This is a genomic window from Pseudoalteromonas amylolytica, assembly GCF_001854605.1.
GTDB lineage: Bacteria > Pseudomonadota > Gammaproteobacteria > Enterobacterales > Alteromonadaceae > Pseudoalteromonas > Pseudoalteromonas amylolytica.
Genome location: NZ_MKJU01000005.1, coordinates 90055 through 104350, shown reverse-complemented (window position 1 = coordinate 104350; position 14296 = coordinate 90055). Strand labels below are relative to the sequence as shown.

At 43.0% G+C, this 14296-nt stretch carries 9 protein-coding genes; 7 read left to right on the top strand and 2 right to left on the bottom strand.

Annotated elements, in window-relative coordinates; genetic code table 11:
- The first annotated feature begins 39 nt into the window (after positions 1-39).
- On the top strand, positions 40-468 hold the full coding sequence (locus tag BET10_RS01150; RefSeq protein ID WP_070982990.1) for an Lrp/AsnC family transcriptional regulator: 429 nt from the start codon (positions 40-42) through the stop codon (positions 466-468).
- 108 nt (positions 469-576) lie between these two features.
- On the opposite strand, the gene BET10_RS01145 is transcribed toward BET10_RS01150, so the two are convergent.
- Together BET10_RS01145 and BET10_RS01140 are read right to left on the bottom strand one after the other, a co-directional pair.
- Positions 577-1149: a hypothetical protein gene (locus BET10_RS01145; RefSeq protein ID WP_070982989.1), complete on the bottom strand. Its 573-nt coding sequence runs from the start codon at positions 1147-1149 to the stop codon at positions 577-579.
- A 385-nt stretch (positions 1150-1534) separates the two neighbouring features.
- Entirely contained in the window at positions 1535-3472 is a 1938-nt protein-coding gene (locus BET10_RS01140; protein WP_070982988.1) for a putative bifunctional diguanylate cyclase/phosphodiesterase, read from the bottom strand.
- Positions 3473-3919: 447 nt separating this feature from the next.
- Between BET10_RS01140 and BET10_RS01135 the strand changes: the two genes are divergently transcribed.
- Genes BET10_RS01135 through glgC form a run of 6 tightly spaced genes read left to right on the top strand, consistent with a single transcriptional unit; the run spans position 3920 to position 14295 of the window.
- On the top strand, positions 3920-4222 hold the full coding sequence (locus BET10_RS01135) for an isoamylase early set domain-containing protein (protein ID WP_070983095.1): 303 nt from the start codon (positions 3920-3922) through the stop codon (positions 4220-4222).
- An 8-nt stretch (positions 4223-4230) separates the two neighbouring features.
- Positions 4231-6216: a 4-alpha-glucanotransferase gene (gene malQ / locus BET10_RS01130; protein WP_070982987.1), complete on the top strand. Its 1986-nt coding sequence runs from the start codon at positions 4231-4233 to the stop codon at positions 6214-6216.
- On the top strand, positions 6213-8441 hold the full coding sequence (gene glgB, locus BET10_RS01125; RefSeq protein WP_070982986.1) for a 1,4-alpha-glucan branching protein GlgB: 2229 nt from the start codon (positions 6213-6215) through the stop codon (positions 8439-8441). The genes malQ and glgB overlap by 4 nt, the downstream gene beginning before the upstream one ends.
- Positions 8442-8444: 3 nt before the next feature.
- On the top strand, positions 8445-10490 hold the full coding sequence (gene glgX, locus BET10_RS01120; RefSeq protein ID WP_070982985.1) for a glycogen debranching protein GlgX: 2046 nt from the start codon (positions 8445-8447) through the stop codon (positions 10488-10490).
- Complete coding sequence (locus BET10_RS01115; RefSeq protein WP_070982984.1) at positions 10483-12966, top strand: glycogen/starch/alpha-glucan phosphorylase; 2484 nt, start codon at positions 10483-10485, stop codon at positions 12964-12966. Before glgX ends, BET10_RS01115 begins: the two co-directional genes overlap by 8 nt.
- A 30-nt stretch (positions 12967-12996) precedes the next feature.
- Complete coding sequence (gene glgC, locus BET10_RS01110) at positions 12997-14295, top strand: glucose-1-phosphate adenylyltransferase (protein ID WP_070982983.1); 1299 nt, start codon at positions 12997-12999, stop codon at positions 14293-14295.
- Position 14296 lies beyond the last annotated feature (1 nt).

The following is a 14296-nucleotide window of genomic DNA, read 5'->3' as shown; positions in this document are numbered from 1 at the left end:
ATTAAAATAAAAGTCAAATTAATGAAGTGATTTACCAAAATGATAACTTTACAAGATGAAAAGCTCATTGCGTTACTGAGAAGTAACGCCCGTGCAAGTATTTCCGATCTCGCTAGAAGTTTAGATTTGTCGCGCTCTACCGTACAAAGTAGGCTGCAAAAACTTGAGCAATCAGGAGTCATCCAAGGGTACAGTGTTGAATTTGGCGAAGCCTATTTGTCGGAGCTGGTAGAAGCTCATGTATCCATTAAGGTCAAACAAAAGTTGACGACCAAAACCAATATTGCTTTAAAACATATCACCCACATCAGTGCGCTTTATGCCATCAGTGGAGAGTACGATATGATAGCGGTCGTTGAAGCACAAAGTCTGCAACAGCTAAGTACAATTTTGGATGATATTGGTAATTTAGAAGGGGTAGAGCGCACAAATTCATCGGTGATCTTAGAGACCAAGTTCAAGCGTTAAAAGCATGCAATAAGTACTGTCTAATTGATTGAATTTATACGGACTGGTGTGAAAAGGCGGGTGCAGTGCGTGCTGAGCACGCACTGTGAACTTGATGAGTGCTCGATGTTATTGTATCGCTTTTACTGTCCTTAGGCGTGTTGATAATTTAACAATTACAGGTTTTATGACTAAGTTAGACACCGCTGAAATAGACGCCATTATTAGCATGCCAAGCAGGGGGATCACCGCGCCAAATATAACTGAGGAGGCTAAAACATGTGCCAGAATGCATTCGGAACGATAAATTGGTACAAACAGTCCTGCGACCAGCATACCCAGCGCGAGATACATGGTGATGTCTTGGTGCCCTAAAACCCATGCTATGGACTGCAGAGCAGTCACACAAAACATAATAGCGAAGCCCATTTTAACGTGCTTGGGTATTGCTACTGCCACGTTTTTATTTTCTTCGTCTTCAAGCTTCATTCTTTTTATCACTCTGTGTGCGGCGACCCAAGCAAGAGTAGGGAGCACTAACATGCCCCAGTAATTAGAAATACTTGGATAGTTAGGATTATGAAGTAAGTAATGGCTTATAACCCCGCCATTTAAATGCTCCCAAGTAAGTGTAGCCCCGACAAAAGCCGCGACGATTGCAACTAACCAGTACTGTTGTTTGTGAACGGTTTGAATACCCATGTTATTTCCTTAATCTTATTGTTATGGTCACTATCAGTTTGCTGATATAGGCATAACTTGAGCCAACTATATAAAGCTATATAAATCAGTTTGTTATATTCTTATGGCTATAAAAGCAATCGAAGTGCTATACGATAAGGCGAATAAATTGGTCAAATAGGCTAAATAGTTGTCAATGTGAGCATATGTGCTGGCTGTGGTTTCTATGCCTATGTAAACACTCAGCGCAGGCTTTAGTCAGCTCTGATCTGAATAACAAAGCAAGAAGGTATCATTATGCGCACTTGCAGATAACGAATATTGTTAGAAAACTCATAGTCTGAGCCAGTTATTTGAGCTGCTTTTTAATGGTAAAAACTGAGGAAGCTGAGCAAGTCGTTAAGGCCTAATGCTTAGATTGATTCTGCTCAGTATCATCAGGTAGCCACACGCCGGTGCCAGTGGCGGCCATTTGATTCATGCCCGATCTAAGTACCTTGTTGCACACGCTTTGTGAGCTTTGGGGTTTGCTGACCAAGTAGCCTTGGACGCATCGGATCCCCATGCTTTTGACCAGTTCAAATTGCTCTAGATCTTCTACGCCTTCTGCGATAACGCGTAATGAAAGTTGATTTCCCAACTCACTGATAGAAAGAAGTATTTGCTGATACTTTTCGTTGCTTTTGGCTTGGTTTATAAAGTGCTTATCAACTTTTAACACGTCAATCGGTAGGTCGGCCAGTGTACTTAAAGAGCTAAACCCCGTTCCAAAGTCATCAATAGCGATGGTTACGCCCATTTCTCTGCACGCTTCAAGCTGGTTGATGATTTTTTGACTGGCTGTAATAAGTGTTGATTCAGTGATTTCTAGCATTAAGGCGTGGGCGGGTAAGTGTGTTGTGTGTAATGTTGTTTTAACCCATTCATACACATCTCGATGTTTGAGTTGTACACCTGAAACATTCACAGAAATTCTCACTTGTTTCATACCCGCTTTGTGCCAAGAGTACATTTGGTTGCAGGCGGTGGTTAAAATCCAGTCGCCCAGCTCAAGAATTAGGTTGGTTTCCTCTGCAATAGGAATAAACTCATCGGGGGCTATCATTCCCTCAACAGGGTGATGCCACCTTACCAATGCTTCAAAGTAATCAATGGCGCAGTCTTCCACATGAACAATAGGTTGAAACGACAAATGAAAATTATTTTCACAGATTGCGGTTCTGAGCTCTTCCAGTAAATAATGGTAACGACGCATTTTGTTACCCATTTCTGGTGAATATACTCGAAATATCCCTCGACCATCTGATTTGGCTCGATACATGGCGACATCTGCCATTTGTAAAAGCGCATGTGGTCTGGCTGCACTTTCTGGGTAGATAGCAATACCTATGCTTGCACCGATTTTTATTAGCTTATTACCAAGATGAAAGTCTCGCTCAATTTCATTGAGTACCGCTTGAGCGATATCATTACAGACACTGGGATGCTTTAAGTGAGGAATAAACATAGAAAACTCATCGCCACCCAACCGTGAAAGGTTACGCTCAAGTGCCAGAGTTGGTTCGATGTCTTCGAGCTGATATTGCTTTACGATACCTTTTAAACGATGCGCCACCTGAATGAGAATATCATCGCCAAAACTGTGGCCAAATGCGTCATTGACTTGTTTGAAACCATCTAAATCAATAAACAGAAGCCCACATCGCTCATTGTTTTCTGCCGCGGCTTTTAGTCTCTTTTCGATATGTTGTAAGTAAGCGTGTCGATCTATTAATAGCGTGAGCTTATCCTGAAATGCCAAGCTGGCATGTTTTTGTTGTGAATCGGCGAGTAATTCTTTTGCGTGCTCAAGCAATGTAGCGATTCGGTTTTGCGTGTCGCCAGCTGAAGTATTGCCTTTTGATGAGGATGAAATGTTATTGATGAGATTGATGACCTGCTGTTCAATTACACCCAAATCTTTATCGTGCTGAGAAGACTTACGGCGGCGGTGAAAATATAGCGCGATTGCTAAAATAAGTATGGCAAAAGCGCCAACCGCTTCTGTACTAGTGAGTGCATGGAACATTACAGAACGGGTTTCGACTAATGAAGTGAGACCTTCTGATCTGGAAATTTCTACATAATCTTTATCATTTGCGCTAACAATGGGCAAATTAAACAAAAATACACGTAACCCCCAGTTTTCGCTTGGATGAATAAACTTGGATTCGATTGTCTCAAGTTTTACATCAGTTTGATGATGTAAGTTGTGCAGTACCTTGATACACAGCAGATTGGTGACGTAACCAAGTACGAGCAAACTAAGAATGCAAAGGCATAGTTTTTTCAGGGTATTATTCATTACTAAAATACGTCCATATAGCTGCTTTTTTAGCAAGGTAATATGTAAGTATTGTGCATAGAAAAGAAATGAACAACTTGGGGCTTAATGCTTTTTTGTTCAATACAGTGCGAAAATGTAAATTATATGTATCTAATTTTTGTAAGCCATTGACACAAGTATTAATTTTATTCACTTTACAGAAATAACTGTACATCTTACTTTAATCTTCAAAATATTGGTGTGTGTTTTGCTCTATCTACACTGGACCCTAAACACAGGCCAATAAGAGATGTTTTGCACAAAAAAAGTGCAATGACATGTTAAAAATGCACTGTCATAAAGCGTAAATACTTATTTGGTTTACTCTTATTATGACGACCACTGTTTCCGATTGTTAAGCAGTTGAAGGCACGGCACTGTGGCAAGGATTAAATTACCATCAGAATGGTTTATTTGGAGCCTGCTATGTTAACCAAACGCTTTTTTAAAACGAAAGATGAAGCCGAAGTCACATTTGAATTTTCACACCCTCAAGCCAAGAAAGTTGAACTCGTAGCTGAGTTTACTGACTGGCAGCCTTTAGCAATGAGATTTGTTAAAAAAGATGGTGCATTCAAATTGAAGCAGAGGCTACCCGTCGATAAGCAATACCATTTCAAATATCTCATAGATGGAACCAAGTGGGACAATGATCATAATGCGGATGCTTATGTACCAAATGGTTTTGGTACAGAAAACAGCGTAGTTAACACTCAGCGTATTGTGTAACTGAATCTATGAAGGGATTGTCTCAGCTTTATTATTTGCATGGCATTGGCTATGACTACACGAAGTATACCGGTGAGCATGTGGTATTCGAAGAAAAAGTCAGAACCGAGGCGTTACGTTGTTGTGGTATTGAAACGGCTGATTCCGCTTTGATAGAGCAGCTGAACTTTGAGCTGGATATTGCCCCATGGCAGCGTGTCGTAGACGATGTGTGCTTAATTGAACAGCATGACTCGCTGCTAAAGTTTAAGTTACCCGATCATCAATTAGATGGTCTAGCGAGTTTGAAAATACAAAAGCTAGATTATGCCCATGAATTCGAGCTAACAAGTGGTGTGGTAGTTGGTGAATATCAGCACTTGGGAGTGCGTTACGTCGAAGTTGCTTTTCAGGTGGCACCAATTTCAACGGGCTACTATTCAGCGATATTATCTTTACCTTGTGGTCAGTATGAGACACAAGTTTGGTCGGTGCCAACGCAGTGCTATAACCCTTTGCAGTCCAAAGTCGTGGGTCTGTCGATACAATTATATACTTTGCGTAGCGATAGGAACTTGGGAATAGGGGATTTTGGTGACCTACAAGATCTAATATCGCACAGCGCGCAATCTCAGTGTGATTATATCTTGCTCAACCCTCTACATCTTTTGTTTTTTGATCAGCAACATAGAGTCAGCCCGTATAGTCCAAATCACCGCAGCTTACTTAACCCGCTATACATTGCTGTTGAGTTATGTGATGGCTTTGCAGATAGCCAAGCGCTAACTGAGCTGTACCAACAGACGTTATCGCAATTACAAGACCAAAAATCGCAAACCTATATCGATTACGCTCAAGTGAGTGAGCATAAATATGGTTTGCTCAGCGCACTTTATGTCCACTTTAAAACGCATCGGTCTACGCAAGAAGTTTCGCAATTTATTGCTTTTCAAGAGGACTTCTCAACGGCCCTGGAAGCCCTCGACGGGGATGAACAGGCAATTTATTGGCAGTGGCTGGCATGGCAGCAATTAGAAAGCTGCCAACAGTTAGCGCTCAAGATGGGCATGTGTATCGGCCTTATTAATGACTTGGCTGTGGGTTGCGCAGATGACAGTTTAGAGTATCAGGCCAACCGTACCTTATATGCGCAAAATGCCCATGTTGGTGCACCACCCGATCCTTGGGCTGAAAGTGGTCAAAACTGGGGGTTGCCCGCGCTAAATCCACTAAAAATAAAACGCCGTAGATATGAGTTTTTTAAGCAGTTGCTGCGTAACAATATGCGTGCTGTTGGGGGGCTTCGAATCGATCATGTAATGGCAATACGTCGCTTGTGGTGGTGCTTTGAAGTTGAGGAAAAACGGCAAGGTTGTTATGTGTATTACCCGTTTGAACACTTGATGGCATTGATAAAAATTGAATCACAGTTACAGCAAACGCTCGTTATCGGTGAAGACTTAGGCGTGGTGCCACCCGAAATTAAAGCCGTGATGCAAGAAGCGAATATGCTTGGCAATGTGCTGTTTTATTTTGAGAAGAACTATAACGGCGAGTTTGTTCCACAAACAGAGTTAAGACACCAAGCGCTGCTCATGGTTGCTAACCATGATGTACCGCCGTTTGTTGCGTGGTGGCAAGGGGACGATTTGTTATTACGCGTCGAGTATCAATTACTTGAAGAAAATGAACTTGAAAGTGAACGACTCAAGCGTGAAAACGAAAAGCATAAATTGCTGAGTTGGTTAGCCGATGCTGGTGTTTCTCATTTAGACATAAACAGTCGTGCGTTCGATGTGTACGAGCGTCTGATGTTGGCGTTGTCGCACTGCCCAACACAAATGTTGTGCATGCAGCTGGATGATCTTGATGAGCAAACTTTGCCAGTAAATATTCCCGGAACTTACTTGGAATACCCTAATTGGCGACGCAGGTTATCTCGTAGTACAGGTGAAATATTCGAACATAAAGGCGATTTTATCGCCACTTTAACACAAAGCAGGAAAGGAATATGAATAGTGTAGTATCAGCAAGTAAGCCCATTAGAGATTATTCAATACAGCTTCATGCATTACAAAATGGTTGCTTTTCAGATCCCTTTTCGTTTTTAGGCCTACACTTGGTGTCAGACCAAGAGTATGAGTTAAGAGTGTATTTACCGGGGGCTACATCCGTAAGTATTCTCATTGAAGGTCAGGAGCATGTGCTTAAACGTTATTTAAACAGTGATTTGTATCTGCTGGCGACCACTAGGGCGATTCTCTCTCATCAAGATAAATTGTGTATTTCCTATGGAAAGTCAAAACAGGTCAAACATGATGTTTATCGTTTTGGTTGCCAGTTGGATGAACAAATACTCTACCTATTCAATGAAGGGACGCTTGAGCATGCTTATCAACACTTAGGTGCACATTTTGTAACGCATGAAGGTATAAAAGGTGTGCGTTTTGCTGTTTGGGCGCCAAATGCTCAGAGTGTTTCTGTGATTGGAGACTTCAATTGCTGGCAGCGTTGTGAACATTTTATGCGGCTTCATCCTGCAAGTGGCGTTTGGGAAATTTTTATTCCTGAGCTAAAGGCTGATCAATGTTACAAGTACAGCATTGTTGATAATTACGGTAACGTTCAAGATAAAGCCGATCCTTTTGCATTTAAAATGCAACAGGCACCCGGTACGGCGTCAATATTACAACCTCTTGTTAAGCGCAAGACTATTACTCAAAAACAGCAAGCTGCACGCGCCAAGCGCAACCACATTAGTGCACCTGTGAGCATTTATGAAGTGCATTTGGGGTCGTGGAAACGCCGCTCTCATGAGCATAATCGCTATCTTACCTATCGAGAGCTTGCGGACGATCTTGTTCCCTATGTCTGTGATATGGGCTTTACACATTTGCAGCTTATGCCAATTAGTGAATATCCATTTGATGGCTCATGGGGATATCAGCCTGTGGGGTTATTTGCACCCACTAGCCGTTTTGGCAGCTTTGAAGATTTTGTTTATTTTGTGGAACGTTGTCATGATTTAAACCTTGGCTTGTTGATAGATTGGGTGCCAGGACACTTCCCGTCGGACCCTCATGGTTTGCACAAATTTGATGGTACACATTTATTTGAACACGCGGATGCAAGGCAAGGGTTTCATCCAGATTGGAATACTTATATCTATAATTATGATCGCCCAGAAGTAAAAAGCTTCTTGCTGGCTAATGCGATGTATTGGCTTGATGAATTCAAATTAGATGGGTTACGGGTTGATGCCGTCGCTTCGATGCTTTATTTGGATTACAGTCGCAAAGACGGTGAATGGGTTGCGAATAAGTATGGCGGCCGAGAGAACTTAGGGGCTATCGACTGTTTGCAACAAGTAAACAAGCGGTGTTACGGCAATGATCCAAGTATCATGATGGTGGCGGAAGAGTCTACCGCGTGGCCGGGGGTGACCAATAGCGTTGATAATAATGGTCTAGGTTTTGGTTTCAAATGGAATATGGGGTGGATGAATGACAGCCTCGGCTACATGAGCCGAGACCCAATTTATCGCCAACATCATCACCATGAAATGACATTTTCTATGGCCTACGCCTATTCAGAGAATTACATTTTACCATTGAGTCATGACGAAGTTGTGCATGGCAAAGGTTCATTGCTTAGCAAAATGCCTGGGGACGATTGGCAACAGTTTGCTAATTTGCGCGCCTATTTTGCATTTATGTATGCGCACCCAGGTAAAAAATTATTATTTATGGGCAGCGAATTAGCCCCTAGAAGCGAGTGGGACCATAACCAGAGTTTGGATTGGGGTTTATTGGCCCATGAATCGCATGCTGGCATTCAGAAAACCGTTAAAAAGCTTAACGAAATCTATACTACTACGCCTGCTTTATATGAATGTGATAACACCCCCGCTGGGTTTCAATGGATTGATTGCAATAACGCCGAACAAAGTTTATTCAGTTTTGCGCGCTTTGGTAAAAAGAGTTCAGAGTTATTGGTGGTCATTTGCCACCTTACTCCACAAGTCTTTCACCAATATCGTATTGGTGTGCCCAGAGCTGGTGTGTATGAGGTCGTTCTCAATACAGATGATAAAGCATTGTTTGGTTCCGGCGTTGAGGTAGTTGGTGGTAAACAAAAGCTTGTGCAAACAGTAAATAAGCCAGCACATGGTTTTACACAAAGCATTGAAATAAGTATTCCGGCTTTAGCTACTGTGTATTTACGTTGGATAACTGGGTAAGCCATGTTGCATTCGAGACGGGGTAGCTGTCGCCCGCTTGGCAGTACATTGGTTGATGAGGGTGTGAATTTTGCGGTCTATGCGCCACAAGCCAAGACGCTTAGTTTGTGCTTATTCGATAACAGCGGCCATTCGGAGGTGGCGCGTATCGAAATGTTCTTCCATGAAGGGGGGATATGGAGCGTCTTCGTATCTCCGCTAACCGTGGGATGTTTGTATGGATACCGAGCTGATGGCGATTATAATCCACAAAAGGGCAAGCTATTTAATGTCAACAAGTTACTGTTAGACCCTTATGCGAAGGATTTACACGGAGAGTTTACTTGGAGCGAACGACATTTTTGTCATATGCCGGTTGGAACACTAAGCCACTTAGATAATGCGATAGATATGCCTAAATCTAAAGTGGTTGATGTTCCAAAGTATGAAGGTACGAAGCCCAACGTTCCATGGTCGAGAACGGTTATTTACGAATGCCATGTAAAAGGGGCCACATTCAGGCACCCTGAAATATCAGAATCGAAAAGAGGGACGTTTTTGGCGCTAGCGGAGCCCGCCTTTATTAGTCACCTACAATTTCTAGGCGTGACAACCTTGGAGTTATTGCCTGTACATGCCTTTGTGAGCGAACAGTTTCTTACCACCAAAGGACTCACCAACTATTGGGGTTACAACACGCTAAATTATTTTACGCCTCACAAGGCCTACTTAAGAAGTGGTGATGTGAGCGAGTTTCAAGAAACGGTAAAGCGTCTGCACGAAGCGGGCATAGAAGTTATTCTAGATGTGGTTTATAACCATACGGCGGAGGCTGGTGTAGATGGGCCCGTGCTGTCTTTTAAGGGGTTAAACAACAAGGGATATTATCGCAGTGTTGCGCAACACCCAGATGTGTACATTAATGACACAGGGTGTGGAAATACTTTAAATATCGACGACCCTTATACGCTGCTACTGGTACTAGACAGTTTGCGTTACTGGGTCGAAGTGATGGGAGTAGACGGCTTTCGATTTGACTTGGCTTCTATTTTGGCAAGGAATGCAGATGGTTTTAATCGTTGTCATACGTTCTTACAAGCGGTGCTTCAAGACCCCATACTACAAGGTGCAAAGCTGATTGCTGAACCTTGGGATATCGGCCCCGGGGGATATCAACTGGGTGCTTTTCCCGTTCCATGGCGCGAGTGGAATGATAAATATAGAGATACGTTAAGGCGCTTTTGGCTCGGAGAACAAGGCGTCTTACCAGAACTTGCGAAACGCGTACATGGTTCTCATGATTTATTTGAACATAATCTGCGAGGACCACTTAGTTCAATTAACTTTATTACCAGTCATGATGGCTTTACCTTAGCTGATTGGGTCAGCTATGAATACAAGCATAATGAAGCCAATGGTGAGCAAAACCGTGATGGCCATAGCGCTAATCATTCTATGAATTGTGGGCAGGAGGGGTTTTCGACTGATCCCGAAATAACTTCGCTGCGCTTGCAAATGCAGAAAAATGCGTTGTTGACGCTCTTTTTATCCAAAGGAGTGCCTATGATAGCGGCTGGTAGTGAGTTTGGGCACTCTCAAGGCGGTAACAATAATGCCTACTGCCAAGATAATCGCAGCAATTGGTTAGCTTGGAAGTCCTCCCAGTTCAATCACAGCTTAACTTTCTTTATCAAAGAGTTAGTGGCATTACGCAGACAGTTCAGCGCGTTCTCTCATCCGTTTTATATACATGCAAACGACAGTCGCTTTTCTGTGCGTTGGTTAAATGAATCAGGCGAGGCCATGAGTCCGCAGCAATGGCATGAGGAGCCAAGGCGTTGGCTAATTTATACCTTGCTCGACAAGCAACAACAACAAGCGCTGTTAATTATTCTGAATGCCAGCACTGAGTTGTTACATTTAACTCTACCAGAGCCACCGTTTACCCAACATTGGCAATTGGCCATTTCTAGTTGTAAAGCCGATAAAACCTTTACAAATTCAGTTGCAATTTCCCCCCAATCCAGTTGGGTTTTTACATCAGTAAAAGAAGGAATCACACATGGCTAAAAAGAGCGCTAACGTGTGCGTAGTGAAACATTGGCAAGATGCACCAAAACTTGACGAAAGCACCTTAAACGACGACTTGATGCGTCATTTCTATTACACCTTGGGTCGGGATAAAGTGGGTGAATCTCAACTTTATTTATATCACGCTTTGGCGCTGACTATTCGAGATCGTCTGGTGGCAAGGTGTCGAGCTACAAATCAGTATTTAAAAGAAAAGAAAACCCGTAAAGCTGCATATCTTTCGTTGGAGTTTTTGATGGGGCGAGCCTTAGGTAATGCGGTGTTAAATTTGGATCTACAGCAGGGCACACAGCAAGCGCTTGAACAGTACTGTACGGAGCTGGAGCGAGTTGGTGAGGCGGAACATGATGCAGGCCTTGGGAATGGCGGTTTAGGTCGATTAGCCGCATGCTTTTTGGATAGCTGTGCCAGTTTAGCTCTGCCTGTGGTGGGCTATGGCATTCGCTACGAATACGGCATGTTTAATCAAATGATTGAACATGGTCATCAGGTGGAACAACCAGATAACTGGTTGCGCGAAGGTCATCCGTGGGAGCTAAGTGCGCCGGAGCAAGCGCAAAGAGTGAAGTTTTTTGGTCATGTTGAGACATTTCGTGACAGAAACGGCCGTGAGCACAGGCAGTGGATTGACACACAAGATGTGCTCGCTGTGCCTTATGATGTACCAATACCTGGGTATCAAAATGGTGTGGTTAACACGCTACGTTTGTGGAAATCAGAAGCAACCGATGAATTCGACTTATCAGAATTTAATGCGGGTAGTTACTCGGAGGCGGTTGCCAGAAAAAACCTAGCCGAACAAATCACTATGGTGCTTTATCCAAATGACACCAGTGAAAATGGTAAAGAGCTACGCTTACGCCAACAATACTTTCTTTCCAGTGCCAGCTTACAAGATGTGTTAATTCAATGGGTCGAGCAATACGGGGCTAACTTTAGTGACTTTGCGCAATATCACGTGTTTCAGCTTAATGATACTCACCCGAGTATTGCAGTGGCGGAACTCATGCGTTTGTTTGTCGATGTTTATGAAATGGATTGGGGTGACGCTTGGCAGATCACTACAAAAACAATGGCATACACTAATCATACTTTGTTGCCTGAAGCACTGGAGAAGTGGTCAGTGCCTTTATTTCAAAAACTGTTACCAAGGTTGCTAGAAATAATTTACGAGATTAATGCGCGCTTTCTAGCGCAAGTTGCACTTCATTGGCCTGGAGATGTAAATAAACAGCGAGAACTCTCTTTGATAGAAGAAGGTGCAGTTCCGCAGATCCGCATGGCATATTTAGCCATTGTTGGCAGCTATTCCATTAACGGTGTTGCGGCTTTACATACTGAGTTACTTAAATCAGGGCTGTTTAAAACCTTCTATGAATTGTGGCCTGAAAAATTTAACAACAAAACCAATGGCGTTACTCCAAGGCGTTGGTTGGCACATTGTAATCCTAAATTGAGCGCGTTGATCAGCACTAAGATTGGCACTCAGTGGGTGGCTGATTTTAGTCAAATAGAAAAGCTGCGCCGTTATTACGACGACCCTGAATTTCACAAACAATGGCAAGAAGTTAAACGAGCGAACAAACAACATCTGTGTGCAATGGTCAAACAGCGTTGTGGCGTAGATTTTGACGAGAACATGATGTTTGACGTACAGGTAAAGCGAATTCATGAGTATAAACGCCAGTTATTAAATGTACTGCATGTTATTCATCTTTATGACCGTATTCTTAAAGGCGATGTCGAGGGCATGGCTCCGCGCTGTGTACTGATAGGTGGTAAAGCTGCGCCGGGCTATTACATGGCGAAGAAGATCATCAAGCTCATCAATAACGTTGCCGATGTGATCAACAGTGATGAAAAAGCCAAGCCATATCTTAGAGTCGCGTTTTTCCCAAATTACAACGTGACAGCAATGGAGGCGATTTGCCCCGCCACAGATTTGTCGGAGCAGATCTCAACGGCGGGTAAAGAAGCCTCAGGCACAGGTAACATGAAGTTTATGATGAATGGTGCGATCACAATCGGCACATTGGATGGTGCCAATATTGAAATAAGAGACAATGTTGGTGCCGATAACTTCTTCTTATTTGGTGCGCATGCTGAGCAAACGGAAGCTATTCGCAGTCATTACAATCCAGAGCATTTGATTACGCAAGACCCGAATTTAAAAGCGGTGATGAACTTATTACAAAGCGGTCATTTCAATTTACTTGAGCCGAATATTTTCGACGACATCATTAGCGCAATTAAAAGTCCTAGCGATCAATGGTTAGTCGCGCACGACTTTGCAAGTTATGTCGAAGCACAGCAAAAGGCCTCGGACACGTATTTAGACTCATCAACATGGACCAGAATCAGCATCTTAAATACTGCGGCCAGTGGAAGTTTTTCCAGTGACCGAACCATTCAACAATATTGCGATGAGATTTGGCGTTTAGCGCCAATGCAATAGAGCACCTCACAAGGATATTTGGAGAAAGTTATGCCCAGTTACGCAAATCGCTACATAAGTAGCTTAACCAGAGAAACTTATGCTTTAATTTTGGCCGGTGGTCGAGGGTCTCGTTTACATGAATTAACCAATTGGCGAGCAAAGCCGGCAGTATATTTTGGTGGTAAACACAGGATCATCGATTTTCCTTTATCAAATTGTATCAACTCAGGAATAAGAAGAGTGGGTATAGCCACTCAATACAAGTCTCACTCATTGATCCGCCATGTAAATCGTGCGTGGGGCCACTTTAAAAAGGAACTGGGTGAATCGGTAGAGATATTACCAGCGTCACAGCGTTACGGTGATGAATGGTATTGTGGAACGGCTGATGCGGTATTTCAAAATATGGATATTATCCGTCATGAACTACCTAAATATGTGATGATTCTATCTGGCGATCACGTCTACCGTATGGACTACGGTGCGTTGCTAGCGAAGCACGTTGAAACGGGTGCGGATATGACAGTGTGTTGTATTGAAGTGCCGTGTGAGGAGGCTGCAAATACATTTGGAGTTATGACGGTTGATGGAGACAAACGAGTACGTCGTTTTGACGAAAAGCCAGCACAGCCCACTTCAATTCCAGGCAAAGATGGTATTTGTTTAGCGTCGATGGGTAATTATGTGTTCAATACAGAGTTTTTGTTTGAACAATTAAAGCAAGATGCAGAACGAGAGGGGTCGGGTCGAGACTTTGGTCACGATATTATTCCAGCGATTATTGAAGAGCACAACGTGTTTGCGTTTCCATTTCGTGATCCCAGCCATGAAGGGCAACCATACTGGCGTGATGTAGGAACATTGGATTCATTTTGGGAGGCCAATATGGAGCTAGTATCACCAGAACCACAACTTGACTTGTACGACCCAAGCTGGCCAATTTGGACCTACCAAGAGCAACTACCACCTGCCAAGTTTATCTTTGATGATGATGACCGCCGTGGTATGGCGGTAGACTCAACAGTTTCAGGTGGGTGTATTATATCCGGCTCGGCGGTGAAAAAGTCTCTGCTATTCTCAAATGTACATTTGCACTCTTATTGTAAAATAGAAAGTTCGGTTGTATTACCCGGTGTGGTCATTGAGCGCAACTGCAACATCAGAAATGCCATTATAGACAGGGGTTGTCATCTTCCAGAAGGCCTAGAAATCGGCTTTAACCCTGATTTAGATAGAGAAAATGGCTTTAGGGTAACGAATAAGGGTATAGTGTTGGTCACAAGAGAAATGTTGCTTGCGTATAATCAAAATCAACAAAGAACCAAACAAAAACTCCAAACTGCATAAT

What these genes read in the sequence shown, in the direction of transcription:
- BET10_RS01150 (WP_070982990.1), top strand. Translation starts at nt 40, where the DNA reads ATGATAACTTTACAAGATGAAAAGCTCATTGCGTTACTGAGAAGTAAC.
- BET10_RS01145 (WP_070982989.1), bottom strand. Translation starts at nt 1,149, where the DNA reads ATGGGTATTCAAACCGTTCACAAACAACAGTACTGGTTAGTTGCAATC.
- glgB (WP_070982986.1), top strand. Translation starts at nt 6,213, where the DNA reads ATGAATAGTGTAGTATCAGCAAGTAAGCCCATTAGAGATTATTCAATA.
- glgC (WP_070982983.1), top strand. Translation starts at nt 12,997, where the DNA reads ATGCCCAGTTACGCAAATCGCTACATAAGTAGCTTAACCAGAGAAACT.
- BET10_RS01115 (WP_070982984.1), top strand. Translation starts at nt 10,483, where the DNA reads ATGGCTAAAAAGAGCGCTAACGTGTGCGTAGTGAAACATTGGCAAGAT.
- glgX (WP_070982985.1), top strand. Translation starts at nt 8,445, where the DNA reads ATGTTGCATTCGAGACGGGGTAGCTGTCGCCCGCTTGGCAGTACATTG.
- BET10_RS01135 (WP_070983095.1), top strand. Translation starts at nt 3,920, where the DNA reads ATGTTAACCAAACGCTTTTTTAAAACGAAAGATGAAGCCGAAGTCACA.
- BET10_RS01140 (WP_070982988.1), bottom strand. Translation starts at nt 3,472, where the DNA reads ATGAATAATACCCTGAAAAAACTATGCCTTTGCATTCTTAGTTTGCTC.
- malQ (WP_070982987.1), top strand. Translation starts at nt 4,231, where the DNA reads ATGAAGGGATTGTCTCAGCTTTATTATTTGCATGGCATTGGCTATGAC.